Origin of the sequence: Enterobacter sp. 2VL, from assembly GCF_005503595.1 — a bacterium.
Lineage (GTDB): Bacteria > Pseudomonadota > Gammaproteobacteria > Enterobacterales > Enterobacteriaceae > Enterobacter > Enterobacter cancerogenus.
This window is the reverse complement of the sequence record NZ_SCNE01000007.1, coordinates 37,951-63,435: the sequence shown is the minus strand read 5'-3', so window position 1 is coordinate 63,435 and position 25,485 is coordinate 37,951. Positions and strand designations below refer to the sequence as shown.

Annotated in this window: 27 protein-coding genes; 15 read left to right on the top strand and 12 right to left on the bottom strand. The window is 56.6% G+C overall.

The genetic code is table 11. The features are described 5' to 3' along the window. Window positions 1-14: 14 nt before the first annotated feature. From rbfA to mtr, 8 genes are all read left to right on the top strand, one after another. Complete coding sequence (gene rbfA / locus FFS28_RS16645) at window positions 15-419, top strand: 30S ribosome-binding factor RbfA (protein ID WP_003024988.1); 405 nt, start codon at window positions 15-17, stop codon at window positions 417-419. Beyond that, window positions 419-1,369, top strand: coding sequence for a tRNA pseudouridine(55) synthase TruB (gene truB / locus FFS28_RS16640; protein WP_137903509.1), 951 nt, complete (start codon window positions 419-421; stop codon window positions 1,367-1,369). The genes rbfA and truB overlap by 1 nt, the downstream gene beginning before the upstream one ends. Window positions 1,370-1,524: 155 nt before the next feature. After that, on the top strand, window positions 1,525-1,794 hold the full coding sequence (gene rpsO, locus FFS28_RS16635; protein WP_002434239.1) for a 30S ribosomal protein S15: 270 nt from the start codon (window positions 1,525-1,527) through the stop codon (window positions 1,792-1,794). Between the two features lie 242 nt (window positions 1,795-2,036). Next, entirely contained in the window at window positions 2,037-4,172 is a 2,136-nt protein-coding gene (pnp, locus tag FFS28_RS16630; RefSeq protein ID WP_006178755.1) for a polyribonucleotide nucleotidyltransferase, read from the top strand. 107 nt (window positions 4,173-4,279) lie between these two features. Continuing rightward, window positions 4,280-5,164 carry a lipoprotein NlpI gene (nlpI, locus tag FFS28_RS16625; RefSeq protein WP_006178754.1) on the top strand — a complete coding sequence of 295 codons (885 nt, stop codon included), beginning with the start codon at window positions 4,280-4,282 and terminating at the stop codon, window positions 5,162-5,164. 108 nt (window positions 5,165-5,272) lie between these two features. After that, on the top strand, window positions 5,273-5,353 hold the full coding sequence (gene yrbN / locus FFS28_RS16620; RefSeq protein ID WP_097397692.1) for a protein YrbN: 81 nt from the start codon (window positions 5,273-5,275) through the stop codon (window positions 5,351-5,353). Then, window positions 5,346-7,244: a DEAD/DEAH family ATP-dependent RNA helicase gene (locus tag FFS28_RS16615; protein ID WP_137903508.1), complete on the top strand. Its 1,899-nt coding sequence runs from the start codon at window positions 5,346-5,348 to the stop codon at window positions 7,242-7,244. The genes yrbN and FFS28_RS16615 overlap by 8 nt, the downstream gene beginning before the upstream one ends. Before the next feature lie 141 nt (window positions 7,245-7,385). Further along, entirely contained in the window at window positions 7,386-8,630 is a 1,245-nt protein-coding gene (gene mtr, locus FFS28_RS16610; RefSeq protein ID WP_137903507.1) for a tryptophan permease, read from the top strand. An 86-nt stretch (window positions 8,631-8,716) separates the two neighbouring features. On the opposite strand, the gene FFS28_RS16605 is transcribed toward mtr, so the two are convergent. From FFS28_RS16605 to ubiU, 3 genes are all read right to left on the bottom strand, one after another. After that, window positions 8,717-9,724 (bottom strand): luciferase-like monooxygenase, encoded by a 1,008-nt coding sequence (locus FFS28_RS16605; protein WP_058609409.1) that lies wholly within the window; start codon window positions 9,722-9,724, stop codon window positions 8,717-8,719. 78 nt (window positions 9,725-9,802) lie between these two features. Next, window positions 9,803-10,681: a U32 family peptidase gene (locus tag FFS28_RS16600; protein ID WP_137272615.1), complete on the bottom strand. Its 879-nt coding sequence runs from the start codon at window positions 10,679-10,681 to the stop codon at window positions 9,803-9,805. A 7-nt stretch (window positions 10,682-10,688) separates the two neighbouring features. After that, window positions 10,689-11,684, bottom strand: coding sequence for a ubiquinone anaerobic biosynthesis protein UbiU (gene ubiU, locus FFS28_RS16595; protein ID WP_137903506.1), 996 nt, complete (start codon window positions 11,682-11,684; stop codon window positions 10,689-10,691). Window positions 11,685-11,904: 220 nt separating this feature from the next. Between ubiU and ubiT the strand changes: the two genes are divergently transcribed. Together ubiT and FFS28_RS16585 are read left to right on the top strand one after the other, a co-directional pair. Then, window positions 11,905-12,429 (top strand): ubiquinone anaerobic biosynthesis accessory factor UbiT, encoded by a 525-nt coding sequence (gene ubiT / locus FFS28_RS16590; RefSeq protein ID WP_042322351.1) that lies wholly within the window; start codon window positions 11,905-11,907, stop codon window positions 12,427-12,429. Continuing rightward, entirely contained in the window at window positions 12,423-12,926 is a 504-nt protein-coding gene (locus FFS28_RS16585; protein WP_006178747.1) for a GNAT family N-acetyltransferase, read from the top strand. The genes ubiT and FFS28_RS16585 overlap by 7 nt, the downstream gene beginning before the upstream one ends. Here the strand turns inward: FFS28_RS16585 and FFS28_RS16580 are convergent. Next, the gene (locus FFS28_RS16580; RefSeq protein ID WP_006178746.1) at window positions 12,913-13,200 is read right to left on the bottom strand and encodes a GIY-YIG nuclease family protein; all 288 of its coding nucleotides are present in this window, start codon (window positions 13,198-13,200) and stop codon (window positions 12,913-12,915) included. The two genes, FFS28_RS16585 and FFS28_RS16580, sit on opposite strands and share 14 nt — an antisense overlap. A 57-nt stretch (window positions 13,201-13,257) precedes the next feature. Here FFS28_RS16580 and FFS28_RS16575 point away from each other — a divergent pair, with 57 nt between their 5' ends. After that, window positions 13,258-13,692, top strand: a complete 435-nt coding sequence (locus tag FFS28_RS16575; RefSeq protein WP_006178745.1) for a YhbP family protein — start codon at window positions 13,258-13,260, stop codon at window positions 13,690-13,692. Here the strand turns inward: FFS28_RS16575 and FFS28_RS16570 are convergent. Continuing rightward, entirely contained in the window at window positions 13,672-14,190 is a 519-nt protein-coding gene (locus tag FFS28_RS16570; protein ID WP_006178744.1) for a type 1 glutamine amidotransferase domain-containing protein, read from the bottom strand. The genes FFS28_RS16575 and FFS28_RS16570 overlap by 21 nt on opposite strands. Before the next feature lie 127 nt (window positions 14,191-14,317). Here FFS28_RS16570 and FFS28_RS16565 point away from each other — a divergent pair, with 127 nt between their 5' ends. After that, on the top strand, window positions 14,318-14,962 hold the full coding sequence (locus tag FFS28_RS16565) for an NAD(P)H-binding protein (protein WP_137903505.1): 645 nt from the start codon (window positions 14,318-14,320) through the stop codon (window positions 14,960-14,962). 40 nt (window positions 14,963-15,002) lie between these two features. Continuing rightward, window positions 15,003-16,040: a permease gene (locus tag FFS28_RS16560; RefSeq protein ID WP_137903504.1), complete on the top strand. Its 1,038-nt coding sequence runs from the start codon at window positions 15,003-15,005 to the stop codon at window positions 16,038-16,040. A 50-nt stretch (window positions 16,041-16,090) separates the two neighbouring features. Here the strand turns inward: FFS28_RS16560 and dolP are convergent, their stop codons facing one another. From dolP to FFS28_RS16540, 4 genes are read right to left on the bottom strand one after another with little or no spacing between them, the layout of a single operon-like run. Then, window positions 16,091-16,666: a division/outer membrane stress-associated lipid-binding lipoprotein gene (gene dolP, locus FFS28_RS16555; RefSeq protein ID WP_058609413.1), complete on the bottom strand. Its 576-nt coding sequence runs from the start codon at window positions 16,664-16,666 to the stop codon at window positions 16,091-16,093. 9 nt (window positions 16,667-16,675) lie between these two features. After that, entirely contained in the window at window positions 16,676-17,266 is a 591-nt protein-coding gene (gene diaA, locus FFS28_RS16550) for a DnaA initiator-associating protein DiaA (RefSeq protein WP_006178740.1), read from the bottom strand. A 20-nt stretch (window positions 17,267-17,286) separates the two neighbouring features. Then, complete coding sequence (locus FFS28_RS16545) at window positions 17,287-17,682, bottom strand: YraN family protein (RefSeq protein ID WP_088208472.1); 396 nt, start codon at window positions 17,680-17,682, stop codon at window positions 17,287-17,289. Beyond that, window positions 17,640-19,793, bottom strand: a complete 2,154-nt coding sequence (locus FFS28_RS16540) for a penicillin-binding protein activator (RefSeq protein WP_137903503.1) — start codon at window positions 19,791-19,793, stop codon at window positions 17,640-17,642. The genes FFS28_RS16545 and FFS28_RS16540 overlap by 43 nt, the downstream gene beginning before the upstream one ends. A gap of 61 nt (window positions 19,794-19,854) precedes the next feature. Here FFS28_RS16540 and rsmI point away from each other — a divergent pair, with 61 nt between their 5' ends. Further along, the gene (gene rsmI / locus FFS28_RS16535) at window positions 19,855-20,718 is read left to right on the top strand and encodes a 16S rRNA (cytidine(1402)-2'-O)-methyltransferase (protein ID WP_125915257.1); all 864 of its coding nucleotides are present in this window, start codon (window positions 19,855-19,857) and stop codon (window positions 20,716-20,718) included. 3 nt (window positions 20,719-20,721) lie between these two features. Then, entirely contained in the window at window positions 20,722-21,702 is a 981-nt protein-coding gene (locus FFS28_RS16530) for a Fic family protein (protein ID WP_137903502.1), read from the top strand. A 25-nt stretch (window positions 21,703-21,727) separates the two neighbouring features. Here the strand turns inward: FFS28_RS16530 and FFS28_RS16525 are convergent, their stop codons facing one another. The 3 genes from FFS28_RS16525 to kbaY form a co-directional block, all read right to left on the bottom strand. Further along, window positions 21,728-22,900 carry a MalY/PatB family protein gene (locus tag FFS28_RS16525; RefSeq protein ID WP_137903501.1) on the bottom strand — a complete coding sequence of 391 codons (1,173 nt, stop codon included), beginning with the start codon at window positions 22,898-22,900 and terminating at the stop codon, window positions 21,728-21,730. Window positions 22,901-22,912: 12 nt separating this feature from the next. Further along, window positions 22,913-24,484 (bottom strand): maltose/glucose-specific PTS transporter subunit IIBC, encoded by a 1,572-nt coding sequence (gene malX, locus FFS28_RS16520; RefSeq protein WP_137903500.1) that lies wholly within the window; start codon window positions 24,482-24,484, stop codon window positions 22,913-22,915. 119 nt (window positions 24,485-24,603) lie between these two features. Then, window positions 24,604-25,476 carry a tagatose-bisphosphate aldolase subunit KbaY gene (gene kbaY, locus FFS28_RS16515; RefSeq protein WP_101736919.1) on the bottom strand — a complete coding sequence of 291 codons (873 nt, stop codon included), beginning with the start codon at window positions 25,474-25,476 and terminating at the stop codon, window positions 24,604-24,606. Window positions 25,477-25,485: the final 9 nt, after the last annotated feature.

Sequence of the window (25,485 nt, the reverse complement as noted above, 5' to 3'; positions counted from 1 at the left end):
CTGGAGAATTTATTATGGCGAAAGAATTTGGTCGCCCTCAGCGCGTAGCGCAGGAAATGCAGAAAGAGATCGCGCTCATTCTGCAACGCGAAATTAAAGACCCACGCGTCGGCATGATGACCACCGTGTCCGGTGTTGAAATGTCACGTGACCTGGCCTATGCCAAAGTGTTCGTGACCTTCCTGAACGATCAGGACGAAGCGGCAGTGAAAAACGGCATTAAAGCCCTGCAGGAAGCCTCTGGTTTCATCCGCTCTCTGCTCGGCAAAGCGATGCGCCTGCGTATCGTGCCTGAGCTGACCTTCTTCTACGACAACTCGCTGGTTGAAGGTATGCGTATGTCGAACCTGGTGACCAGCGTGGTGAAACATGACGATGAACGTCGTGTTAACCCAGCGGACGACAGCAAGGAGGACTGATGAGTCGTCCTCGTCGTCGTGGTCGCGACGTGCATGGCGTGCTGCTGCTGGATAAACCCCAGGGCGCATCCAGCAACGACGTGCTGCAAAAAGTGAAGCGTCTTTTTAACGCCAACCGTGCGGGCCACACTGGCGCGCTGGATCCGCTGGCAACCGGTATGCTGCCGGTTTGCCTGGGGGAGGCGACAAAGTTTTCTCAGTACCTGCTGGATTCCGATAAGCGTTATCGCGTTATCGCGAAGCTCGGCCAGCGCACGGATACCTCCGATGCCGATGGTCAGGTGGTGGAAGAGCGCCCCATAACCTTTAGCGCCGAACAGCTGGATGCCGCGCTGGAGAGCTTCCGCGGCGACACCATGCAGGTGCCGTCGATGTATTCGGCGCTGAAATATCAGGGCAAGAAGCTCTACGAATACGCGCGTCAGGGCATTGAGGTGCCGCGCGAGGCACGCCCGATCACGGTGTATGAGCTGCTGTTTATCCGCCACGAGGGCGATGAGCTGGAGCTGGAAGTCCACTGTTCGAAAGGGACCTATATTCGGACCATCATTGACGATCTCGGTGAAAAGCTGGGCTGCGGTGCGCACGTGATTTACCTGCGTCGTCTGGCCGTCAGTAAATATCCGGTTGAACGCATGGTGACCCTTGAGCATCTTCATGCGCTGGTTGAGCAGGCGCACGCGCAGGAAATTTCCCCTGCCGAGCTGCTCGATCCGCTGCTGATGCCGATGGATAGCCCGGCGGCCGATTTCCCTGTCGTTAACCTTCCTTTAACGTCTTCCGTGTACTTTAAGAACGGAAACCCGGTTCGTACAACGGACGCGCCGGCTGAAGGCCTGGTTCGCGTGACCGAAGGTGAGGAAGGGAAGTTTATCGGCATGGGTGAAATGGATGGCGAAGGGCGCGTTGCGCCGCGCCGTCTGGTGGTTGAATACCCGGTCGAAGGCTAACGGCGATAACGGCTCACCTTGCGATAAGCAGGGGAGACGAGTAGAATATCGCCGCTTAACGGTCTGCAAATTGTTTAACAATCTGCGGGTCGTACACTGGGATTGCTGAATTAGAGATCGGCATCCTTAAATTCTTTATATGTTGGAGTTTGAAAATGTCTCTAAGCGTTGAAGCTAAAGCTAAAATCGTTTCTGAGTTTGGTCGTGGTACTAACGACAGCGGTTCTACCGAAGTTCAGGTTGCACTGCTGACTGCACAGATTAACCACCTGCAGGGTCACTTTGCAGAGCACAAAAAAGATCACCACAGCCGTCGTGGTCTGCTGCGCATGGTTTCTCAGCGTCGTAAACTGCTCGACTACCTGAAGCGTAAAGATGTTGCACGCTACACCTCGCTGATCGAGCGTCTGGGTCTGCGTCGCTAAGTCTTGCGAGTTTCAGAAAAGGGGGCCTGATGGCCCCTTTTTTCAACCAGACGGCAGCAATTCAATGGAAACTATTGTATTGTTGCTATAAATGATCTTCATTGCAGAGGTTCGCGCGGCTAATGAGAGGCTTCACCCATGGGGGTGTCGGTTGTCATTAGTCGCGAGGATGCGAAGAAGGTCGGGTTAAATCGTCAGCACACCGGTGGTGTGCTGTCACACATTTAAGAAAGGATAGAATTTTGCTGAATCCGATCGTTCGTAAGTTCCAGTATGGTCAGCACACCGTCACGCTGGAAACCGGCATGATGGCGCGTCAGGCTACTGCTGCCGTAATGGTAAGCATGGATGACACCGCGGTGTTCGTTACCGTTGTGGGCCAGAAAAAAGCTAAACCAGGTCAGGACTTTTTCCCACTGACCGTAAACTACCAGGAGCGTACCTACGCTGCCGGTAAAATCCCGGGTGGTTTCTTCCGTCGTGAAGGCCGTCCAAGCGAAGGCGAAACCCTGATTGCGCGTCTGATTGACCGCCCGGTTCGTCCGCTGTTCCCGGAAGGCTTCGTTAACGAAGTTCAGGTTATCGCCACCGTTGTTTCCGTTAACCCACAGGTTAACCCGGACATCGTTGCAATGATCGGCGCATCCGCTGCTCTGTCACTGTCTGGTATTCCATTCAACGGCCCAATCGGTGCTGCACGCGTAGGTTACATCAATGACCAGTACGTGCTGAACCCAACGCAGGAAGAGCTGAAAGAAAGTAAGCTGGACCTGGTCGTTGCCGGTACCGAAGCCGCGGTTCTGATGGTTGAATCCGAAGCAGAGCTGCTGAGCGAAGACCAGATGCTGGGCGCTGTGGTCTTCGGCCACGACCAGCAGCAGATCGTTATCCAGAACATCAACGACCTGGTGAAAGAAGCCGGTAAACCACGTTGGGACTGGCAGCCAGAAGCGGTTAACGACGCGCTGAATGCACGCGTAGCGGCACTGGCAGAATCTCGTCTGAGCGACGCATACCGCATCACCGACAAACAGGAGCGCTATGCTCAGGTTGATGTGATCAAATCTGAAGTGACCGCGACCCTGGTTGCTGAAGACGAAACGCTGGACGCTAACGAAATTGGCGAAATCCTGCACGCAATCGAGAAAAACGTTGTTCGTAGCCGCGTACTGGCAGGCGAACCGCGTATCGATGGTCGTGAAAAAGATATGATCCGTGGTCTGGACGTGCGTACTGGCGTTCTGCCGCGTACCCACGGTTCCGCACTGTTCACCCGTGGCGAAACTCAGGCGCTGGTTACCGCCACGCTGGGTACTGCCCGTGATGCACAAAACATCGACGAACTGATGGGCGAACGTACCGACAGCTTCCTGTTCCACTATAACTTCCCTCCGTACTCCGTAGGCGAAACCGGTATGGTGGGCTCACCGAAGCGTCGTGAAATTGGTCACGGTCGTCTGGCGAAGCGCGGCGTGCTGGCAGTGATGCCAGAAGCTGACAAATTCCCGTACACCGTTCGCGTAGTGTCAGAAATCACCGAATCTAACGGTTCCTCTTCTATGGCTTCCGTGTGTGGTGCCTCTCTGGCGCTGATGGATGCAGGCGTGCCGATCAAAGCCGCTGTTGCGGGTATCGCGATGGGTCTGGTGAAAGAAGGCGACAACTTCGTTGTTCTGTCTGACATTCTGGGTGATGAAGACCACCTGGGCGATATGGACTTCAAAGTCGCGGGTTCCCGCGAAGGTATCTCTGCACTGCAGATGGATATCAAAATTGAAGGCATCACCAAAGAGATCATGCAGGTTGCTCTGAACCAGGCTAAAGGTGCGCGTCTGCACATCCTGGGCGTGATGGAACAGGCGATCAACGCGCCGCGTGGCGATATTTCTCAGTTCGCGCCACGTATCCACACCATCAAGATCAATCCAGACAAGATCAAAGACGTTATCGGTAAAGGCGGTTCTGTTATCCGTGCCCTGACCGAAGAGACTGGCACCACTATCGAAATCGAAGATGACGGTACTGTGAAGATCGCAGCGACCGACGGCGAGAAAGCGAAATTCGCTATCCGTCGCATCGAAGAAATTACGGCAGAAATCGAAGTGGGCCGCGTCTATGCAGGTAAAGTGACCCGTATCGTTGACTTTGGCGCATTCGTTGCCATCGGTGGCGGTAAAGAAGGTCTGGTACACATCTCTCAGATCGCTGACAAGCGTGTTGAGAAAGTGACCGATTACCTGCAGATGGGCCAGGAAGTTCCGGTTAAAGTTCTGGAAGTTGACCGCCAGGGCCGTATCCGTCTGAGCATTAAAGAAGCAACCGAGCAGTCTCAGCCTGCTGCGCCAGAAGCACCGGCAGCAGAACAGCAAGGCGAGTAAGGTTGCCATTTGCCCTCCGCGTTGCGGAGGGCCTATTACCAGGCAGGACGCCTTGTTAGCAGCCGGGGGACAGGACGTCATCCAATAGTTGTCTTCGGGAGTGGGAAATGAAGCCTTTTTTGCGCTGGTGTTTCGTTGCGACAGCTTTAACGCTGGCAGGATGCAGCAACTCTGCCTGGCGTAAGAGCGAAGTCCTCGCAGTGCCATTGCAACCGACTTTGCAGCAGGAAGTGATTCTGGCACGCATGGAACAAATTCTTGCCAGTCGGGCTTTAACCGATGACGAACGCGCACAGCTTTTATATGAGCGCGGAGTGTTGTATGATAGTCTCGGTCTGAGGGCATTAGCGCGAAATGATTTTTCACAAGCGCTGGCAATCCGACCTGATATGCCTGAAGTATTCAATTACTTAGGCATTTATTTAACGCAGGCAGGCAATTTTGATGCTGCCTATGAAGCGTTTGATTCTGTACTTGAGCTTGATCCAACTTACAACTACGCGCACTTGAATCGCGGTATCGCATTGTATTACGGCGGTCGTGACAAGTTAGCGCAAGATGATCTGCTGGCGTTTTATCAAGACGATCCTAATGATCCTTTCCGCAGCCTGTGGCTTTACATCGTTGAGCAGAAGCTCGATGAGAAGCAGGCAAAAGAAGCACTAAAACAGCGCTTCGATAAATCGGACAAGGAACAGTGGGGATGGAACATTGTCGAGTTCTACCTGGGCAACATTAGCGAAGCAACGCTGATGGAACGCCTCAAGGCGGACGCAACGGATAACACCTCGCTCGCTGAGCATCTCAGTGAAACCAACTTCTATTTAGGTAAGTACTACCTAAGTCTGGGGGAAAAGGACAGCGCTACGGCACTGTTCAAATTAGCGGTTGCTAACAACGTACACAACTTCGTTGAGCACCGTTATGCATTGTTGGAATTATCGCTCTTGGGCCAGGAGCAAGACGACCTGGCAGAATCGGACCAGCAATAGCTGACGACATAAACATCAGCCCGTAATCTTTTTGATTGCCATCACCTTAACTGGTGAGGGCGTTGTTGTTCGTCAATACACCTACTTTGAGCCGGTTCACACTTTTCAATGAAAATTGCTAATCATTTTCACGATGAGCTAAGTAGACTGGCCGCCATTAATATCGAGGCACTTGTACTACATGGCTGAATTCGAAACCACTTTTGCAGATCTGGGCCTGAAGGCTCCTATCCTTGAAGCCCTTACCGATCTGGGTTACGAAAAACCATCTCCGATCCAGGCAGAATGTATTCCGCATCTGCTCTCTGGTCGTGACGTGCTGGGCATGGCCCAGACTGGTAGCGGTAAAACCGCAGCATTCTCGCTGCCGCTGCTGCACAACATTGATCCGGACCTGCGTGCACCGCAGATCCTCGTCCTTGCTCCAACCCGTGAACTGGCTGTTCAGGTTGCTGAAGCGATGACTGAATTCTCTAAACATATGCGCGGCGTAAACGTGGTAGCCCTGTACGGCGGCCAGCGTTATGACGTGCAGTTACGCGCCCTGCGCCAGGGTCCACAGATTGTTGTCGGTACGCCGGGCCGTCTGCTGGATCACCTGAAGCGCGGTACCCTTGATCTCTCTAAACTGAGCGGTCTGGTACTGGATGAAGCAGATGAAATGCTGCGTATGGGCTTCATCGAAGACGTAGAAACCATTATGGCGCAGATTCCGGAAGGTCATCAGACCGCTCTGTTCTCTGCCACCATGCCAGAAGCTATCCGTCGTATTACCCGTCGCTTCATGAAAGATCCGCAGGAAGTACGCATTCAGTCCAGCGTAACCACTCGTCCGGACATCAGCCAGAGCTACTGGTCTGTATACGGCATGCGTAAAAATGAAGCGCTGGTTCGCTTCCTGGAAGCAGAAGATTTTGATGCGGCGATTATCTTCGTTCGTACCAAAAACGCGACCCTGGAAGTGGCTGAAGCCCTGGAACGTAGCGGCTACAACAGCGCAGCGCTGAACGGTGACATGAACCAGGCCCTGCGTGAGCAGACTCTAGAGCGTCTGAAAGACGGTCGTCTGGATATCCTGATTGCAACTGACGTGGCAGCACGTGGTCTGGACGTTGAGCGTATCAGCCTGGTTGTAAACTACGACATCCCGATGGACTCTGAGTCTTACGTTCACCGTATCGGCCGTACCGGTCGTGCGGGTCGTGCTGGCCGTGCACTGCTGTTCGTTGAAAACCGCGAGCGTCGTCTGCTGCGTAACATTGAACGCACCATGAAGCTGACCATTCCAGAAGCTGAGCTGCCAAACGCAGATCTGCTGGGCAAACGCCGTCTGGAAAAATTCGCCGCCAAAGTTCAGCAGCAGCTGGAAAGCAGCGATCTGGATCAGTACCGTGCGCTGCTGTCGCAGATCCAGCCTACCGCTGAAGGCGAAGAATTGGATATCGAAACCCTGGCTGCAGCACTGCTGAAAATGGCACAGGGCGAACGTACCCTGATCGTTCCACCAGATGCGCCTATGCGTCCTAAGCGTGAGTTCCGTGACCGTGACGACCGTTTCGAACGTCGTGGCGACCGTAACGACCGCAATGACCGTGGCCCACGTGGCGACCGTCCAGAGCGTGGTGGTGAAGACCGTCCACGTCGTGAGCGTCGTGATGCGGGTGATATGGAGCTGTATCGCATTGAAGTGGGCCGTGATGATGGCGTTGAAGTGCGTCACATCGTTGGCGCGATCGCTAACGAAGGCGACATCAGCAGCCGTTACATCGGTAACATCAAGCTGTTCGGTACCCACTCTACCATCGAACTGCCGAAAGGCATGCCGGGCGAAGTACTGCAGCACTTTACTCGTACTCGCATCCTGAACAAGCCGATGAACATGCAGCTGATGGGCGATGCACAGCCTCGCACTGACCGCGGCGGCGAACGTCGTGGCGGTGGCCGCAGCTTCGGTGGCGAGCGTCGTGAAGGCGGTCGTCCAGAAGGTCGCGGTGGTGAAGGTCGTCGTTTCTCTGGCGAACGCCGTGAAAACCGTGGCCCACGTCGTGACGAAGGCGCAAGCCGTCGCCGTGACGCGTAAGCCTTACGTTTCAGACGTAAAGTAAAATATACAGCCCCGATCAACGCGATCGGGGCTTTTTTTATTTCCTTTGTACTCTTGTACTGGTACAGTGCTGCACATTAAACTGCGAACCACATTTTTGACTGGAGTAAAGGCTGTATGGCGACACTAACCACCACCCAAACGTCACCTTCGCTGCTTGGCGGCGTGGTGATCATCGGCGGAACCATCATTGGTGCTGGGATGTTCTCCCTGCCGGTGGTCATGTCCGGTGCGTGGTTTTTCTGGTCGCTGGCGGCGCTGGTCTTTACCTGGTTCTGCATGCTGCATTCCGGGCTGATGATCCTGGAGGCTAACCTGAACTATCGCGTGGGCTCCAGCTTCGACACCATCACCAAAGACCTGCTGGGCAAGGGCTGGAACCTGATCAATGGCCTCTCGATTGCGTTCGTGCTCTATATCCTGACCTACGCGTACATCTCCGCGAGTGGTTCAATTCTGCACCATACGTTTTCAGAGATGTCGCTGAACGTTCCAGCACGCGTGGCCGGATTCAGCTTTGCGCTGGTCGTGGCGTTTATCGTCTGGTTAAGCACCAAAGCGGTGAGCCGCATGACGGCGATCGTGCTGGGCGCGAAGGTGATTACCTTCTTCCTGACTTTCGGCAGCCTGCTAGGCCATGTCACCCCCGCGACGCTGTTTAACGTGGCGGAAGTGAACACCTCCTATACGCCATACCTGCTGATGACGCTGCCGTTCTGTCTGGCCTCGTTTGGCTATCACGGCAACGTGCCGAGCCTGATGAAATACTACGGTAAAGATCCGCGCACCATTGTGAAGTGCCTGATCTATGGCACGCTGCTGGCACTGGGGCTGTATGTGATTTGGCTGCTGGGGACGATGGGTAACATCCCGCGCCCGGAATTTATCGGCATTGCACAGAAGGGCGGTAATATTGATGTGCTGGTCCAGGCTCTGAGCGGCGTACTGAACAGCCGCAGCCTGGATCTGCTGTTGGTTGTGTTCTCTAACTTTGCGGTGGCCAGCTCCTTCCTGGGCGTCACCCTGGGTCTGTTTGATTACCTGGCGGATCTGTTTGGCTTTGACGATTCGGCGACGGGACGCTTCAAAACCGCGCTGCTGACTTTCCTGCCGCCGGTTGTCGGCGGTCTGCTGTGGCCGAACGGTTTCCTGTACGCCATTGGCTATGCAGGGCTGGCAGCAACCATCTGGGCGGCAATCGTTCCGGCGCTGCTGGCACGCAAATCCCGTAAGCGCTTTGGCAGCCCGACGTTCCGCGTCTGGGGCGGTAAGCCGATGATTGCGTTGATTCTGGTGTTCGGGGTAGGCAACGCGGTGGTACACGTATTGTCGAGCTTCAATTTGTTGCCGGTGTATCAGTAAGTTTTTTGTGCCGGATGACGGCTACGCCTTATCCGGCCTATGCGATCCCGTAGGCCCGGTAAGCAACGCGCCACCGGGCGAAAAGGCTACCCCACCAACTCTTCTTTTACCTGCATCGCCAGGTCAAACGAATGCAAACGCGCCTGGTGATCGAAGATCTGGCCGTTAACCATAATCTCATCCGCCTGGGTTTCACGCAGCACCGCTTCCAGCCCGTGACGCACTTTCGCCTTATCCCCCACCAGAGACATACTCAGCGCCTGCTGAACGCCATACTGCTCGGAGGCGGACCACAGCTGATGCATGTTCTCCACCGGCGGCGGTAGCTGGCCGGTTTCGCCGCGACGCAGCTTCATGAAGGCCTGCTGCATGGAGGTGAACAGGAATTCCGCATCGCGGGTACTGTCGGCGGCAATGATGTTGATACACACCATCGCGTACGGTTTCTCCAGACGCGCGGACGGTTTGAAGTGGGTGCGGTACAGATGCAACGCCTGGTGCAGCATATCTGGCGCGAAATGCGAGGCGAACGCAAACGGCAGCCCAAGCTGTGCCGCGAGCTGGGCGCTATACAGGCTGGAGCCCAGGAGCCAGACCGGGATTTTTTCGCCGTAGCCCGGCACCGGACGCACGTGCGGGTTCGGATCGCGCGCGTCGAACCAGTCCACCAGTTCGGCGACATCGCGCGGGAAGTTGTCGATATCACCGCTCATGTGGCGGCGCAGCGCGCGCATCGTTGGCTGATCGCTTCCCGGCGCGCGGCCAAGCCCCAGATCAATACGGCCAGGATAGAGCGTATTCAGGGTGCCAAACTGCTCAGCAATCACCAGCGGGGCGTGGTTAGGCAGCATCACGCCGCCCGAGCCGAGGTGCAGCGTCGTCGTATTGGCCGCCAGATAGCCAATCAGCACGGACGTGGCGGCGCTGGCGATGCCGACCATATTGTGATGTTCGGCCAGCCAGTAGCGGTGATAGCCGCGCTTTTCGGCCAGCTGAGCGAGCGCGAGCGAATGCGAAAAGGCTTCTCGTGCCGAGGAGCCCTGTGGGATCGGCGCCAGATCCAGCACCGAGAACGGAATGGTTTTGTCAGTCATAACAGCTCACTTTGTCGACGGTGAATCTTTCATACTGCATTAAAGTTTACTAACCGTTGTTAACAAAGTGAGCCTTTTTTAGGCCTGAAGTTCCAGCCCGGCCAGACGTTTCCAGTAGCCGTTACAGTCGCTGTTGGACGTAAGCGGCAGCGGCGAGGCGCCGTTTTCGTTGGCGCGGAACGCGTCGAGCATCGCAAAGACGCCGGTATCCAGCGGTGACAGGCGCACCATATCCACCAGTCCGTTCATCGATGCCAGCTCGTTGCCGAGGTTATACACATAGCCGCTCATGGTCTGAATGCCGTTGAGGACAAAGACCTGCTGATTTTCCTGGGACAGCATGCTGCGCCCGTTCGGGTATTTAATGCAGCAGGTTTCGCACTCATCTTTCGGACGATCTTCTGAACGGGCAGTAAAGCAGCGGGCAGAGTAGGCCAGCGGCAGATGGCCGTAGCTCAGTACCTCTACTTCAAACTGATGGCGAATACCCAGCTCGTCGCACTGTTTCAGCAGATTGTCCAGCCAGTCGCGGGAAAGCTCAACCGGCATGCACCAGCGCGTCATCCCCTGTTTAAGCAGCAGGCGCAGCGTCACCGCGTTATAGCAGTTCAGCGCATGGCCGGCGACAAACGGCAGCTTGCGCTCGGCGCACAGGTTCACCACGCCCAGGTCGCTGGCCTCCACCAGAAACTCGCCGTTTTCAACGTAGCGCTTCAGCTCGCCTAACTCCGACGAGGCCTGCACCAGCGCGAGGGTTGACAGCACAACCTGTTTACCGCTTCCTGCGAGGCTTTTCGCCATATCCAGCCAGTCGCCCACTTTGGTGGCCCGGCGCTTGCTGCACACCGCTTCGCCGAGGTAAATCACATCGGCGCTGCTGTTTGCCGCCTGCTGGTAGAAATCTTCCAGCGTCTCTTTTGGCCAGTAGTAAAGCACCGGCCCTAATGAATATTTCATGGTTATCTCACTGCCATTTACGGTGATAGGCGCCAAGCGTGGTCTGCGTGCCTTCTGACATCGATCCGAGCGTCTCCATCCAGGCGGGCTGGGCGGTGTAGTTCTGCGGACCGGCCATGCAGCGGTCAATCGCCTGACGCCACACTTTCGCCACCTGGCTTACGTAGGCCGGGCTGCGCTGGCGACCTTCAATTTTTACCGAGGCGATATTCGCCGCCAGCAGTTCCGGCAGCAGCTCCAGCGTGTTGAGGCTGGTCGGCTCTTCAAGCGCGTGATAACGCTCGCCGTCTACCAGATAGCGGCCTTTGCACAGCGTCGGGTAGCCCGCGTTTTCACCGTCCTGATAACGGTCGATCAGCACCTCGTTGAGACGAGATTCCAGCCCCTGCGGCGTTTGCTGCCAGCGAACGAAGCGGGCAGGAGAACAGGCTCCGACGGTATTCGGAGACTCACCGGTTAAATAGGACGAGAGATAACAACGCCCTTCAGCCATGATGCACAGGCTGCCGAAGGCAAACACTTCCAGCGGCACCGGCGTGACGCGTGCGAGTTGCTTCACCTGATGGATAGAGAGCACGCGCGGCAGAACCACGCGGGCAACGTCAAAGTGACGATGGTAGAAACGCACCGCCTCCTCGTTGGTGGCAGATGCCTGAACAGAGACGTGGCGCTCAATATGCGGATAGCGTTCTGCCGCATACTCAAGCATGGCGAGATCGGCCAGGATTAAGGCATCGGCGCCCAGTTGGGCAGCCATGTCCACCGCGCGCTGCCAGCGGGCGTAGCCATCAGGATGCGCAAAGGTGTTGATGGCGATATGCAGCTTGCGGCGGTGCTGGTGGACGAAGTTGACGGCTTCCTGAAGCTTTTTCTCCGTAAAGTTTAGGCCAGCGAAATGACGGGCGTTGGTATCATCCTTAAGCCCAATGTAGACCGCGTCGGCCCCATTTTCGATGGCCGCCTTAAGCGCCGGAAGGTTTCCGGCAGGGCAGAGCAGCTCCATAAATTATCCCGATGTTGACGATCGCAGCGATCGCAAAATTGTTAACGAGCTGGGATTTTAATTAACCTATACGCGACAATTTTTGATTTAAGGCAGCTAATGGCGTATTGATGACACCAATAATGAGGTAAGGCGGACGCCGGTTTGTTGATTTACGCCGCTATGTTCTCGTCGGGATATGGCAAAATAACAGGATTATAGACATCAGGGAGTAATGCTCGTGCTGGATAAACTGCGTTCGCGTCTCGTACAATTTGGCCCATCAATGCTGAGCGTGCCGGTCAAACTGGCCCCGTTCGCGCTCAAGCGCCAGGTGCTGGAGCAGGTCCTGAGCTGGCAATTCCGCCAGGCGCTGCAGGACGGCGAGCTGGCGTTCCTTGAAGGCCGCTGGTTAAGTATTGAGGTCCGCGATATCGGGCTGCGCTGGTTTACCTCCGTTGAGAACGACCAGCTGATCGTGCGTGAATCTGCCGAAGCGGATGTGAGCTTTAGCGCCTGTGCCAGCGATCTGCTGATGATCGCCGCGCGCAAACAGGATCCGGATACGCTGTTCTTCCAGCGCCGTCTGGTGATTGAAGGTGACACGGAACTGGGTCTGTACGTCAAAAATTTAATGGATGCCATTGAGCTGGAGCAGATGCCAAAAGCGCTGCGCATGATGTTGATGCAAATGGCAGATTTCGTTGAGGCCGGGCTGAAAACCCCGCCGGACGGTAAACACACTTCAGTAGGTGAGCCATGCTGATTCGAGTCGAAATTGGGATTGATGCTCCGGGTATTGACGCGCTGCTGCGCCGCTCCTTTGAGAGCGATGCCGAAGCCCAACTGGTTCAGGATCTCCGTGAAGACGGCCTGATTACGCTGGGGCTGGTCGCCACCGATGACGAAGGTCAGGTGGTGGGCTATGTCGCATTCAGTCCGGTGGTGGTTCAGGGCGAAGAGCTACAGTGGGTAGGAATGGCCCCGCTGGCGGTCGATGAGCGTTATCGCGGCCAGGGGCTGGCGCGCCAGATGGTCTATGAAGGGCTGGATTCGCTGAATGAGTTCGGCTACGCGGCGGTGGTGACGCTTGGCGATCCGGCGTTCTATGGCCGTTTAGGCTTTGAGCAGGCGGCGCATTACGATCTGCGCTGCCGCTGGCCGGGCACCGAATCCGCCTTCCAGGTACATCGTCTGGCGGATGACGCGCTGAACGGCGTTAATGGTCTGGTGGAGTATCACGACCATTTCAATCGCTTTTAATCAGGCTTTCGCGTAGCGCCTCGAAGGAGCCGTCTCCACTGACGAGACGCTCTTTCTGGCGCTTCGTCAGCTGCTTAATGCGGTACTCCAGCCTGAGTGCCAGCGAACGGTCGCCAACGGCGGCAGAAAACGCGAGCCGCAGTTCCCCTTTTCCCCGCAGGGCTTTAGCCCCTTTCCCCGTCTGATGTTGGATAAAACGCCGCGCCACATCGGTGGTGATCCCGGTGTAGAGCGCGTTATCAGCGGTTCGGACAAGATAAAGAAACCAGCACACGGTATTCAGATTCAGTATGTTAAGGTGAAACGCACCTTAGCATGAGAGAGAGTAAAAATGGAAACACTGGCCGCCATAAACCGCTGGCTTGCGAAGCAGCATGTTGTCACCTGGTGTGTCTACGACGAAGGGGAGATGTGGTGCGCGAACGCGTTCTACTATTACGACCCGGAGCGGGTGGCGTTTTACGTCCTCAGCGAAGACAAAACGCGTCATGCCCAAATGACGGGCCAGCAGGCGAAGGTGGCCGGCACGGTAAACGGCCAGCCGAAAACGGTGGCGCTGATCCGCGGGCTTCAGTTCAAAGGGGAAATTCGCCGTCTGGAAGGAGAGGAAAGCGACGCGCAGCGTAAACGCTACACGCGACGCTTCCCGGTTGCCGCTGCGCTAAAAGCCCCGGTGTGGGAAATCCGCCTTGATGAGCTGAAATTTACCGACAACACGCTGGGCTTTGGCAAAAAGCTGCACTGGTTACGCGCCGAGCAGGCGTAACGCTTCGCGGTTAAACGCTGGCAGATCGTCCGGCGTACGGCTGGTGATCAGCTGATCTTTATCGTTGACCACCTCCTGATCGTAGAACTCGGCACCCGCGTTTTTCAGATCGATAACGATCGGTTTCACGGCGGTGAGCTTACGTCCGCGCACGACATCAGCGCTGATCAGCAGCTGAGGCCCGTGGCAAATGGCAAAGACCGGCTTGCCGGTGGCGACGAAATCGCGGGTGAACGTGACGAAACGATCGTCTCCGCGCAGGGAATCCGGTGAATGGCCGCCTGGTAACAGCAGGGCATCGAAATCTGACGGGCTGACGTTATCAATGGATTCGTCAATGGTCACGCTGGCTTCGCCCTTGTGGCCCTTCACGGTTTTACCCGCTTCTTTCTCGATGGTAACGACCTCGTGGCCCGCCTTGCGGAATGCCTCTGCTGGCGACGTGAATTCTGAATCTTCAAACTCGTCGGTAATCAAGACTGCGATTTTTTTACCCATGGTTCCTCCGTTGTTATCGCTTCAGACTGTTTTTTTCCCGTTTGTGGTAAATACTTACCGTACAGACTTTTAAGTGTGGTCGAGCAGGCCAGAATCGCAAACGGACTATTCTGTAAAGGGGAAGAGGATGAGCCAGGTATTGATAACAGGCGCAACCGGGCTGGTGGGCGACCATCTGCTGCGGCTGTTGATTCAGGAGCGAAGGGTAAACTATATCGCCGCGCCTACGCGTCGCCCGCTGGCCGATATCTCAGTCATCTTTAATCCTCACGATCCGCAGCTTACCGATGCGCTGGGGCAGGTGCAGGACCCCATAGATATCGCCTTTTGCTGTCTCGGCACCACGCGGCGCGAGGCGGGCAGCAAAGAGGCGTTCGTGCATGCCGACTACACGCTGATTGTCGATACGGCCCTGACGGCCAAAAAACTGGGGGCGAAGCATTTTGTGGTGGTCAGCTCAATGGGTGCCAACGCCAGCTCGCCTTTTTTCTACAGCAAGGTAAAAGGCAAAATGGAGGAGGCGCTGATCGCTCAGGAGTGGGAGTATCTGACCATTGTCCGGCCTTCGATGCTGCTCGGGCACCGTGACGAGCGACGGTTCAACGAATCCTTTTTTGCCCCGCTGTTTAAAATCCTGCCCGGCAACTGGAAATCCATCGAGGCAAGAGACGTCGCCCGCGCCATGTTAAAAGAAGGCCTGTCGCCCTCTAAGAAAGGTGTGAATATTATCCCCTCAGCAAAACTGCGTGAAATCGCGCAGGGCGAGGCGTAAACTCCCCCGGCTTATTCAATAACACTCTCCGGGGAATGCTATGACTGGTCAGTCTTCATCTCAGGCGGCAACACCTGTTCAATGGTGGAAGCCCGCACTCTTCTTTCTTGTGGTCATCGTTGGCCTTTGGTACGTGAAGTGGCAGCCTTACTACGGTAAAGCCTTCACCGCTGCCGACACGCACAGTATTGGTAAATCCATCCTCGCACAGGCCGATGCCAGCCCGCTACGGGCGGCGTGGGACTACGCCATGGTCTATTTCCTTGCCGTCTGGAAAGCGGCGGTATTAGGGGTGCTCCTCGGCTCGCTGGTTCAGGTCCTTATCCCGCGTAACTGGCTGGTGAAAACCTTAGGCCAGCCGCGCTTTCAGGGCACGCTGTTGGGGACGATTTTCTCCCTGCCGGGCATGATGTGCTCCTGCTGCGCTGCGCCGGTTACCGCCGGTCTGCGTCGCCAGCGCGTCTCAATGGGCGGGGCGCTCGCGTTCTGGATGGGAAACCCGCTGCTTAATCCGGCCACGCTGGTGTTCATGGGCTTTGTCCTCGGCTGGCATTTTGCCTTTATCCGCCTGGTCGCCGGGCTGTTGACCGTGCTGGTGGTCGCCACGCTGGTGCAGCAACTGGTGAAGGACAAGACGGTAGAAACAGCGTCCGTTGAGCTGGAGATGCGCGAGCCGCAGGGCGGGTTCTTCGCTCGCTGGGGCAAAGCGCTGTGGCAGCTCTTCTGGAGCACTATCCCGGTTTATATCCTGGCGGTACTGGTTCTCGGCGCGGCGCGCGTCTGGCTGTTCCCCCATGCGGATGGGGCTATCGACAACACGCTGATGTGGGTGATTGCGATGGCGGTGGCAGGATGCCTGTTTGTGATCCCAACGGCGGCAGAAATTCCGATTGTCCAGACCATGATGCTGGCCGGAATGGGCACCGCGCCCGCGCTGGCGCTGCTTATCACGCTACCTGCGGTAAGCCTGCCCTCGTTCGTTATGCTGCGTAAGTCATTCCCTGCGAAAGCGCTGTGGCTGACGGCGGGGCTGGTGGCCTTGAGTGGGATAATTGTGGGAAGTATTGCGCTGCTGTAAAAAAAAGCCCGGTGGCGCTAGCGATTACCGGGCCTGGGGGCAGGTTTAGGTTACTTGATGTAAGTAAACGCGGTGGTGACGTGTTTCACGCCGCTCACCCGGCTGGCGATATCCGCTGCCGCTTTCCCTTCACGTTCGGTCACAAGACCCAGCAGGAACACTTCGCCATTCTCGGTGGTCACTTTCACGTTAGAGGATTTGACCTGGTCAGAGCCCAACAGCTGGGAACGTACTTTGGTGGTGATCCAGGTATCTGACGATGCGGTACCAAGGCTGATTGGCTGCCCCTGACGCACTTCGTTAAACACTTCGGTTGTCCCTTCTACGCCCATCGCAATCTGTTTAGCACGTGAAGCGAGTTCAGTGGTTGGCGCCTGTCCTGCCAGCAGGACTTTGCCCTGATAGGCCGTCACGTTGATGCGCGCTTCTTTCTTAATCTGTTCGTCTTTGGACAGCGCACTGTTGACGCGCAGCTCCAGCGTGCCGTCATCAACCTGTGTGCCGACGGTGCGCGGATCGGTCGCCGCTTTGGTACCCACGGCGGCGGTACCGACGACGGCCGCCGCGATACAACCCTGGAGTAGCAGTGCAGACATAAGGACTGCAAGGGTCGATAAAGCCTTCATGAAAACTCCTTAATCATCCTGGTGAGGGAAAAGCGTGTTATCGATCAGATCGCATAAGCAGTTCACCGTCAGCATGTGCATTTCCTGAATGCGGGCGCTGCGGTGAGAAGGAATGCGGATTTCCACATCCTGCGGCCCAAGGAGACCGGCCAGTTCGCCGCCGTCATAGCCGGTTAATGCCACGATGGTCATGTCACGGGTGACGGCCGCTTCAACGGCTTTGACGATGTCACGGCTGTTGCCGCGGGTTGAAATCGCCAGCAGCACATCTCCGGCATGGCCTAAGGCGCGCACCTGCTTTGCGTAAATTTCGTCATGCAGACGGTCGTTTGCAATCGCAGTTAAGACCACATTATCGGTATTTAGTGCAATGGCGGGTAAACTTGGGCGTTCGGTTTCAAAACGATTGATCATGCTGGCAGCAAAATGCTGTGCGTTGGCGGCCGAGGTTCCATTACCACAACAGAGGATTTTGTTGCCGTTGAGCAAGGACTGCACCAGCGTCATCGCGGCGCGGGAAATCGCGTCCGGGAGAGCTTCCGCCGCGGCAATCTGCGTTTGAATGCTTTCTGTGAAGCACACTTTAATTCTATCGAGCACGTTATCCCTTTAAATCGTAATTATGCGTCTTCGCCAAAAGCGTTTTTAAGCCAGTCGATCTCATTTCCGGTGAAGGCTACCACATCAAACCGGCAATCCACAGTATCAAAACTCCCATTATGGCGGGCGAGCCACAAGTGGGCAGTCTGTAATAATTTATGTTGTTTGGCGAGCGTCACGCTGGCGGCAGCACCGCCAAAACGGGACGACTGTCGATAGCGCACTTCAACAAACACGGTGACCGGGCCGTCTTTCATAATCAGGTCGATTTCGCCGCCGCGTCCGCGAACGTTGGCGGCGATGAAGCGCAGTCCTTTGCCTTCAAGCCAGCGACGCGCTTTTACCTCCCACGCGTCGCCGGTCTCTTTACGGCTTAACTGGCCGGGACGATTTGCCCCTGCTGGTATTTGAGCCATGATAACTTCCTGTTAATCACGCAGTCCTGCGTTGCCGTCAGATCGCCGGTGTTACCGTTCAGCTCAAAGCCCGGTACCTGACGCATCTGGGTAAAGTTGTTGGCCAGCGCCCACGCATCAACGCCCATGGCATACAGACGTGCCAGGGAGTAGTCGTTACGTACTGCGCCGAGCGCCTGCTGCATCAGCGCAGGGTTGCTGCCTGCCAGCATCGGGATTTCGCTGTACTGCAGGCCGTCCATCTCCAGACGGAAATCCGGGCCTGCGGTGCCCTGCGCGCTGCGGGAGCTGGCGTAGAGCGTCGCCCCGCTCTGGCTGCCGTTACGCATGGCGATCATCGGCTTGATGAAGGCAATCTCTTCCGGCGTGGCAACGATGTAAGCCGCATCGACCTTACCGCCACCGCTGATTTGTGCGTCCGTTGGCGGTGCCGGAATGGTCAGGCCGCCGATGGTCACACCCTGCTGCTGTGGCAGGCTGGAGGCGACCGGGCTGCCGTTCAGCGCGATGCCTGCGCCGCCGTTTACCCCAGCTCGCAATTCACCGGCTGAGCCAAATTTCTGCTGCAGCACGACGCCGCCGCCCAGTTTTTGCCACTCGTCGGCAAAGGCGGTAGCGACACGGTCGCCCAGCGCGCTACGCGGGATCAACAGCAGCGGGGCCTGTTTGCCCTGCTCGTGAATATGCCGCGCCGCATCGCGTGCTTCGTCTTCCGGTGAGAGGGCGAAATAGCAGATATTGGCACGGTTTTGCACCTGCTCCGGCTGGTTAAGCGCCAGCACATTCAGCGGGGTGTTGCTCTTCATCAGCTCTTCTACGTTGTTTTTCAACAGCGGGCCGACAACGATGCTCGCGCCGTCCTGCTGCACCTGCGCCAGAACCTGGTCGAGCGGCTGGGCGCTGGTATCGTAGATTTTCAGCTCTGCGCCCGGGTTAGCGCCGGGCGTTGCTACGGTCTGCTGCTGCGCGGCAGGCTGTTGCTCTGGCTGAGTGGCCTGCGGTTGCGCCGTAGTTGTCGCCTCGGTCGCTGGCGCGGCTGGCGTTTCAACAGGGGGCTGGGCCGCCGGGGCCGGTGCCGCTGTCTCAGCCGGTGGCGTCGTCGGTGCCGTAACCGGGTTTTGCAGGGTCCCCTGAGCCGGAGCTTGCGCTGTGGTCAGGTCGCTGGTCTCTGCCGCGGACGGGCTGATCACGTCACTGACGTTCGCCGCCTGGGCTGCCTGATCCGGCACCGCGCTGCCTGACACTGTCGTTGTGCCGTTCTTCGCGGCTTCAAAACCTTGCTGGATCGCGCGGCCAAACACCGCCGCCTGACCGTTCAACGGCAGGAGCAGGGCAATCTTGCTGGTGGAGGCTGGCTTAAAGTTCTGCACGTTGACCAGTTGCCCGGGCAGCATTTTGGCCCCCGGGTTTTGCGGATAACGTGTTTGCCAGTCGGTAATGCCTGCTTTCAGCATGTTCGGATCGCTGCGGTTGGTGAACCACATCTGCTGCAGATCCAGCCAGCCCTGCAGCACGTTTTCGTCTGCATTGATGACCATCGCCCGGGCCTGATCCTGGGTCATGGAGGCGAGCGCCTGCCAGGTGGCATCGATATTTTTCTGTTTGTCGGCCCCGCTCAGCAACGGCTCCTGGGCAATCAGCGCGCGCAGCAGCGTCAGGGACGGACGGCCTTGCTCCGCGGTGATACCGGCCTGCCAGAAGCGGGCCTGCTGGTTTTTATCCAGCGCACCCACGTCAATGTTACCGAGGATTTTCTTCGCTGATTCGTAATCTTTCAGCGCCACTTTCAGCTCGGCAGACAGTAAACCCTGCTCACGACGCTGGGTGTCGGTCAGATCTTGCGGCAGCTGGTTGAACAGTTCGGCGGCCTGCTGGGTTTTACCCTCTTTCAGCAGTGCACGAATGGCGAGTAATTGCCAGTTGGTCTTGGTATCATTCGAGCTCTGCGACATTTGTTGCAGATAAAAGCCAGAATCAGCCTGAGCCGAACCCTGCATGTGGGCCGTGCTCTGGTCGGGTGCCTGGGTGCCACAGCCTGCGAAGATCAGGGCGGCCAGCAGGAGAGGCACGCTGCGTGCGGCTTTTGTTCTTATAAACGTTAACGGTACCATACTGTATCCAGTGATTTTTTTACGCAATGCTCAATATTAAATCGGCAATCCGGACTAAACAATGAAACAACACGAAACGGCAGATAATTCTCAAGGCCAGCTTTATATTGTACCTACTCCTATCGGGAATTTGTCTGATATTACCCAACGTGCACTTACCGTATTGCAAGCCGTTGATTTAATTGCTGCTGAAGACACCCGACATACCGGTTTACTGCTGCAACACTTCGCCATTAGCGCCCGGTTGTTTGCCCTGCACGATCATAATGAGCAACAAAAAGCAGAAACGCTGGTGGCAAAGCTGAAAGAGGGGCAGAACATTGCACTCGTCTCCGACGCCGGCACGCCGCTGATCAACGATCCGGGCTACCATCTGGTGCGTACCTGCCGTGAAGCGGGCATCCGCGTGGTCCCTCTGCCAGGCCCATGCGCGGCCATTGCGGCGTTAAGCGCGGCCGGTTTACCGTCCGACCGTTTCTGCTACGAAGGCTTTCTGCCCGCGAAATCCAAAGGCCGTCGCGATGTGTTAAAAGATCTGGAAGCCGAGCCGCGTACGCTGATTTTCTACGAATCTACCCATCGTCTGCTGGAAAGCCTGGACGATATGGTCACCGTCTGGGGCGAATCCCGCTATGTGGTGCTGGCGCGTGAACTGACCAAAACCTGGGAGACCATCCACGGCGCGCCGGTGGGCGAACTGCTGGCATGGGTCAAAGAGGACGAAAACCGCCGCAAGGGCGAAATGGTTCTGATAGTCGAAGGCCATAAAGCGCAGGAAGATGCACTGCCCGCCGATGCGCTGCGCACCCTGGCGCTGCTGCAGGCTGAACTGCCGCTCAAGAAAGCCGCCGCGCTGGCTGCAGAGATTCACGGCGTGAAGAAAAATGCGCTGTATAAGTATGCGCTGGAGCAGCAGGGGGAGTAACACATGAGCCGCTATCAGCCTCCTTTTACGATTACGCCCTCTATCCTCAATCAGGTTATTGAGATCGGCGAACTACTGGGGCACTGGGCGGCGCATTCTGGCAGAACATCCCCTCTGCTACGCAAAGAGAATCGCATTCGGACCATTCAGGCATCCCTGGCGATTGAGCATAACTCGCTAACGACCGGGCAGGTAACGGCGATTATGGACGGGAAACGTGTACTTGCACCTGAGAAGGATATTCAGGAGGTGCGCAACGCTATCCTTGCCTACGAGAAACTGCCCGACTGGAAACCCTGGCGTCTCAACGATCTGCTCAGCGCGCATCGGGTGTTGATGTCTGGTCTGGTCGATAAACCCGGTAAACTGAGGCAGGGTGATGTGGGGATCTACCGTGGAACGCAGCTGGTTCATATGGCCCCGCCCGCTTCGCAAATGCAACGTCTTATCAACGATCTCCTCTGCTGGCTGGAGCAAACCGACATCCATCCCCTGATAGCCAGCTCTGTGTTTCACTACGAGTTTGAATTTATACATCCCTTTTCCGATGGCAATGGCCGTATGGGACGGTTGTGGCAAACGCTTATCCTGAGCCACTGGCGGGCTGAACTTGCCTGGTTGCCTGTCGAGACGTTGATCCATTTCCAGCAATCACGTTATTACGAAATCCTGGGCCAGTGCGATCGTGCGAGCGATTGCACCGCTTTTATCGAGTTTATGCTGCGGAATATGGCGGATACGCTGCGTGAAGGTATTGCCGTTCCGACAGAGGTGTCGGAACAAATGTCGGAACAAATGTCGGAAAAAGAGATCGCGATTCTGCACCTTCTTACCGCCCATCCTCAGATGACCGCCGCGATGCTGGCATCCGCGTTAGGCGTGAGTTCCCGCACCGTTGAGCGTTATCTCCGTACGTTACAACACAAAAATAAAGTGAAGCGTGAAGGTGCCAGAAAAGGAGGCAGCTGGCAGGTCATAGCCTGACCTGACCAGCCGACGCGGGTCGATATCAGTAATGCTTCAGCATGCGGTCGATGGACTGCTCCAGCCAGTCGCGCTGGGTGCCGAAGTTAATCCGCAGGTAGTTTTCGCCGTTTTGTACGTAGTGGGTGCCATCCTCGATAACGACGCCCGCCTGCCGGGCGAAATGCCGGGTCAACTCGGTGGCACTCCGATCGTCGGCGCTGACGTCTATCCAGGCGAGATACGACGACTCCGGGTTCATCATTTTCCATGCCGGGAAGTGGGTCTGGAGGGCATCTGCCAGATAACGTGCATTGCCGCGCAGATAATTGTTCAGCGCGTCAAGCCACGGCAGGCCGTGCTGATAGGCCAGAATAATTCCCCATACGCCGAAGATGTTGGGTGAGGTGATGGAGTTCTTCTCCAACTGCTGGCGGAAGCGCTGGCGCAGAGAATCATCCGGGATAATGGAATAAGAGGTTTTCAGCCCCCCCAGATTGAACGCCTTATTCGGCGAGGTCAGAACGATCAGATTGTCCTGCGCAGCGCAGCCGGCTGTCAGACAGCTAACAAACCTGCCGTCGAGAATGTGTTCCGCGTGCACCTCGTCGACCACCAGAAGAGTGCCGTAGCGTTGACACAGCTCGGAGACCTGGCGGATCTCATCTGCCCGCCAGATCCTTCCGGAGGGGTTATGCGGCGAGCAGAAGAACCACAGCCGGGGTCGGTGCGTTTTAAGCTGCTCCTCCACCCGGTTAAAATCCAGGTAATAGCGGTTGTCGTCCACGCGCAGCGGGTTAGCAAGTACTTGCACGCCCTGACGCTGCGTTGCCATCGCAAACGGGTCGTATACCGGTGTGTTCATCATCACGCAGTCACCGGGCTCGCAGAATGCCTGTACCGTGTAATGCAGCGTGGAGACGGTGCCGTAGGTTAACGTTACCCACGCTTTCTCAACTTCTACCTGATGGCGCTGGCGCTGGAAGGCGATAACGGCATCGTAGAATTCGTCGAAGCACCAGGTATAGCCAAAGGTGCCGTGCTCCACGATGCGCTGAAAGCCTTCAATCACGGCGGGCGGTGAGGTGAAATCCATATCCGCAATCCACAGCGGGATAAACCCCTCAGGCACATCACCGAAGCGTGAACAGACAAAGGCGTGATCCCATTTGCGGCATCTATCGCTTTTGCGCTCTATGATTTTGTCAAAATCAAACACAACTACCCCCTGTTAAATTAAGGCTTCAATGCCGGTTTTCACGCTCTGGACCTGCGGGCCGATAATCACCTGCACGCTGTGTGCGTCGAGCACCACGACGGATAACGCCCCGGCCGTTTTAAGCGCCTGTTGATCCACAAGCCCCATATCCTTCACCACCAGACGCAGGCGGGTAATGCAGTTGTCGAGGGACTCAATATTCTCTTTACCGCCGAGCGCACGCAGGATAAGCCCATGATCGTATTTCGATTTTCCGCGCGCCCGGGTGTTGGCCTCTACGGCCTGCAGCGCCCCCTGGGTATCCACTTCTCGCCCTGGCGTTCTAATGTCGTGCTTGAGGATGTACCAGCGGAAGACGAAGAAGTAGATGGCGAACCAGGCGATGCCTACCGGGAACAGCAGATACCATTTGGTCGACATGCCCTGCATTACACCGAAGATCAGCAGGTCCAGAATGCCGCCGTCGGTGTTGCCGATGGTGACACCCAGCAGGGCCATAACCATCAGCGCCAGACCAGACATCACGATATGGAAGGCGTAAAGCGCCGGCGCGATAAACAGGAACAGGAACTCAATCGGTTCTGAAATACCGGTGACAACGGAAACCAGCACGCCGGAGAGCAGCAGCCCTTTGATGACCGGGCGATTCTCCGGGCGTGCGGTGCGGTAGATGGCATACGCCACCGCCGGGAGCCCGAAGATAAAGGTCGGCATAAAGCCCTGCGACAGGAATGCGGTGACGTGCGGGCTAAACGGCAGTCCGGCCTTGAGTTCGGCGTAGAAGATATTCAGCGCACCGGCCACTTCATGACCATTGACCATCTCAATGCCGCCCGCTGGGGTGAAACGCACCATTGCCAGCAGGATATGGTGCAGGCCAAAAGGCTTGAGCAGCAGCACGCCCACGCCGTACAGGAACGGGCCGAAAACGCTGGTGCTCTGAATGATATGGCCAATTCCGGCAATGCCCAGCGCCACGTATTCCCACAGCAGGGGAATGAACAGGCCGACCAGCGAGAGGGTCAGCGCGGTAATAATGGGCACAAAGCGGATGCCGCTAAAGAAAGCGAAGGCGTCGTGTAATACCGTGTCCTGAAAACGCTCATGCAGAAAATAGGTAATTACCCCAACCACGATCCCACCCAGCACACCCATCTCCAGGGTTTGGATCCCCAGCACAATGGATTGCCCCACCTGCCTCATGGTGGCCGCATCGGCAAGCTGGTGGGTTGCGGTCAGGTAATAGTTAATGCTCATGTTCATCAGCATGTAGCCCACGAACCCGGCAAACGCGCCCACGGCCTTGTTGCGTTTGGCAAGCCCCATCGGGATCGCCATCGCGAACATCAGGGGAAGATAGGTAAAGGCGAAACCGCCGACCATGGCAATAAAACCAAAGGTGAGCTGCGTGAGCTCGCCACCCAGAAAAGGGAAACTTTTAATGGTTGAAGGGCTGGTGACGGAACTGCCGATCCCCAGCAGCAGGCCCATAAAGGCCAGCAGCGAGACCGGGAACATAAAGGTCTTTCCCAGACTTTGAAAAAACGCCCACGCTTTCGATTTAAACGACTTTTCCTGTGTCATGTAGGGACTCCTCGGAATTTTTTTATGGTAAAGGAAGGCGCTGTCCGGCTTAAGGACGCGCCTTCATATTTGCGAGGCTTATAGTTATTTTCAGAGAGCGATGTTATTTACGACGGGATTCAGGCATCAGCCGTAAGCAGCAGTCGGTTGGCCGAGCCGCACACGTTGATTTTGCTTCTGACCACCTCTTTCATGGCGTCCATGCCGACGCGCATGTAATAGCGCGGATCGTTGCCCTGCGGGTTGTCGGCAAACCAGGCTTTAACCGCATCAGAAAAGGCAATTTTTAGCTCGGTAGCCACGTTGACTTTGCAAATGCCCAGCTCGATGGTGCGGCGTACATATTCATCCGGCACATCACTCGCGCCATGGAGCACCAGCGGAACGCTCACCACGTCGCGGATCTCCGCCAGGCGCTGGAAGTCAATTTTTGGCCGTTTGGTGTACAGACCGTGGGCCGTTCCGATGGCGACGGCGAGGCTGTCCACGCCCGTCAGTTCAACGAAGCGTTTCGCTTCCTGCGGGTCGGTCAGAAATGCGCTCTCGGCATCCACGCTCATGTCATCTTCCACGCCGCCCAGTCGCCCCAGTTCGGCCTCGACGCTGCAGTCGTTGAGGTGGCAGAAATCGACAACCGATTTCACCAGCTTCACGTTCTGTTCAAACGGGTAGTGGCTGCCGTCGATCATGGCGCTGCGCACACCGGCGTTCACCTTGCGACGAATATCGTCCAGTGATTCATGGTGATCGAGATGCAGCGCCAGCGGCATGTCATAGCTGAGGGAGTAAGCGCTACAGAGGGCGTAGATCTCTTCGAGCGCAATGTGCTTGAAGGTGCCCGGCGTGCCCGCGAGGATCACCGGTGATCGCATTTCGCTGCACACTTCAAGGATCGCCTGGATCGTTTCGGCGTTATGAATGTTGAATGCCGGTACGGCGTAGCCCTTGGCCTGCGCGTCCTGCAGAAGGTATTTGGTTGAGATGATACTCATAATGCGATC

Excerpts from the sequence above, each read along its gene's own strand:
- FFS28_RS16530 (WP_137903502.1), top strand. The coding sequence starts at position 20,722 with ATGAGCCGCTATCAGCCTCCTTTTACGATTACGCCCTCTATCCTCAAT.
- FFS28_RS16605 (WP_058609409.1), bottom strand. The coding sequence starts at position 9,724 with ATGACTGACAAAACCATTCCGTTCTCGGTGCTGGATCTGGCGCCGATC.
- rpsO (WP_002434239.1), top strand. The coding sequence starts at position 1,525 with ATGTCTCTAAGCGTTGAAGCTAAAGCTAAAATCGTTTCTGAGTTTGGT.
- FFS28_RS16600 (WP_137272615.1), bottom strand. The coding sequence starts at position 10,681 with ATGAAATATTCATTAGGGCCGGTGCTTTACTACTGGCCAAAAGAGACG.
- truB (WP_137903509.1), top strand. The coding sequence starts at position 419 with ATGAGTCGTCCTCGTCGTCGTGGTCGCGACGTGCATGGCGTGCTGCTG.
- nlpI (WP_006178754.1), top strand. The coding sequence starts at position 4,280 with ATGAAGCCTTTTTTGCGCTGGTGTTTCGTTGCGACAGCTTTAACGCTG.
- ubiU (WP_137903506.1), bottom strand. The coding sequence starts at position 11,684 with ATGGAGCTGCTCTGCCCTGCCGGAAACCTTCCGGCGCTTAAGGCGGCC.
- kbaY (WP_101736919.1), bottom strand. The coding sequence starts at position 25,476 with ATGAGTATCATCTCAACCAAATACCTTCTGCAGGACGCGCAGGCCAAG.
- FFS28_RS16540 (WP_137903503.1), bottom strand. The coding sequence starts at position 19,793 with ATGGTACCGTTAACGTTTATAAGAACAAAAGCCGCACGCAGCGTGCCT.
- FFS28_RS16560 (WP_137903504.1), top strand. The coding sequence starts at position 15,003 with ATGACTGGTCAGTCTTCATCTCAGGCGGCAACACCTGTTCAATGGTGG.
- FFS28_RS16615 (WP_137903508.1), top strand. The coding sequence starts at position 5,346 with ATGGCTGAATTCGAAACCACTTTTGCAGATCTGGGCCTGAAGGCTCCT.
- dolP (WP_058609413.1), bottom strand. The coding sequence starts at position 16,666 with ATGAAGGCTTTATCGACCCTTGCAGTCCTTATGTCTGCACTGCTACTC.
- FFS28_RS16575 (WP_006178745.1), top strand. The coding sequence starts at position 13,258 with ATGGAAACACTGGCCGCCATAAACCGCTGGCTTGCGAAGCAGCATGTT.
- FFS28_RS16570 (WP_006178744.1), bottom strand. The coding sequence starts at position 14,190 with ATGGGTAAAAAAATCGCAGTCTTGATTACCGACGAGTTTGAAGATTCA.
- rbfA (WP_003024988.1), top strand. The coding sequence starts at position 15 with ATGGCGAAAGAATTTGGTCGCCCTCAGCGCGTAGCGCAGGAAATGCAG.
- yrbN (WP_097397692.1), top strand. The coding sequence starts at position 5,273 with ATGAAAATTGCTAATCATTTTCACGATGAGCTAAGTAGACTGGCCGCC.
- FFS28_RS16565 (WP_137903505.1), top strand. The coding sequence starts at position 14,318 with ATGAGCCAGGTATTGATAACAGGCGCAACCGGGCTGGTGGGCGACCAT.
- malX (WP_137903500.1), bottom strand. The coding sequence starts at position 24,484 with ATGACACAGGAAAAGTCGTTTAAATCGAAAGCGTGGGCGTTTTTTCAA.
- FFS28_RS16545 (WP_088208472.1), bottom strand. The coding sequence starts at position 17,682 with ATGGCTCAAATACCAGCAGGGGCAAATCGTCCCGGCCAGTTAAGCCGT.
- mtr (WP_137903507.1), top strand. The coding sequence starts at position 7,386 with ATGGCGACACTAACCACCACCCAAACGTCACCTTCGCTGCTTGGCGGC.
- FFS28_RS16585 (WP_006178747.1), top strand. The coding sequence starts at position 12,423 with ATGCTGATTCGAGTCGAAATTGGGATTGATGCTCCGGGTATTGACGCG.
- rsmI (WP_125915257.1), top strand. The coding sequence starts at position 19,855 with ATGAAACAACACGAAACGGCAGATAATTCTCAAGGCCAGCTTTATATT.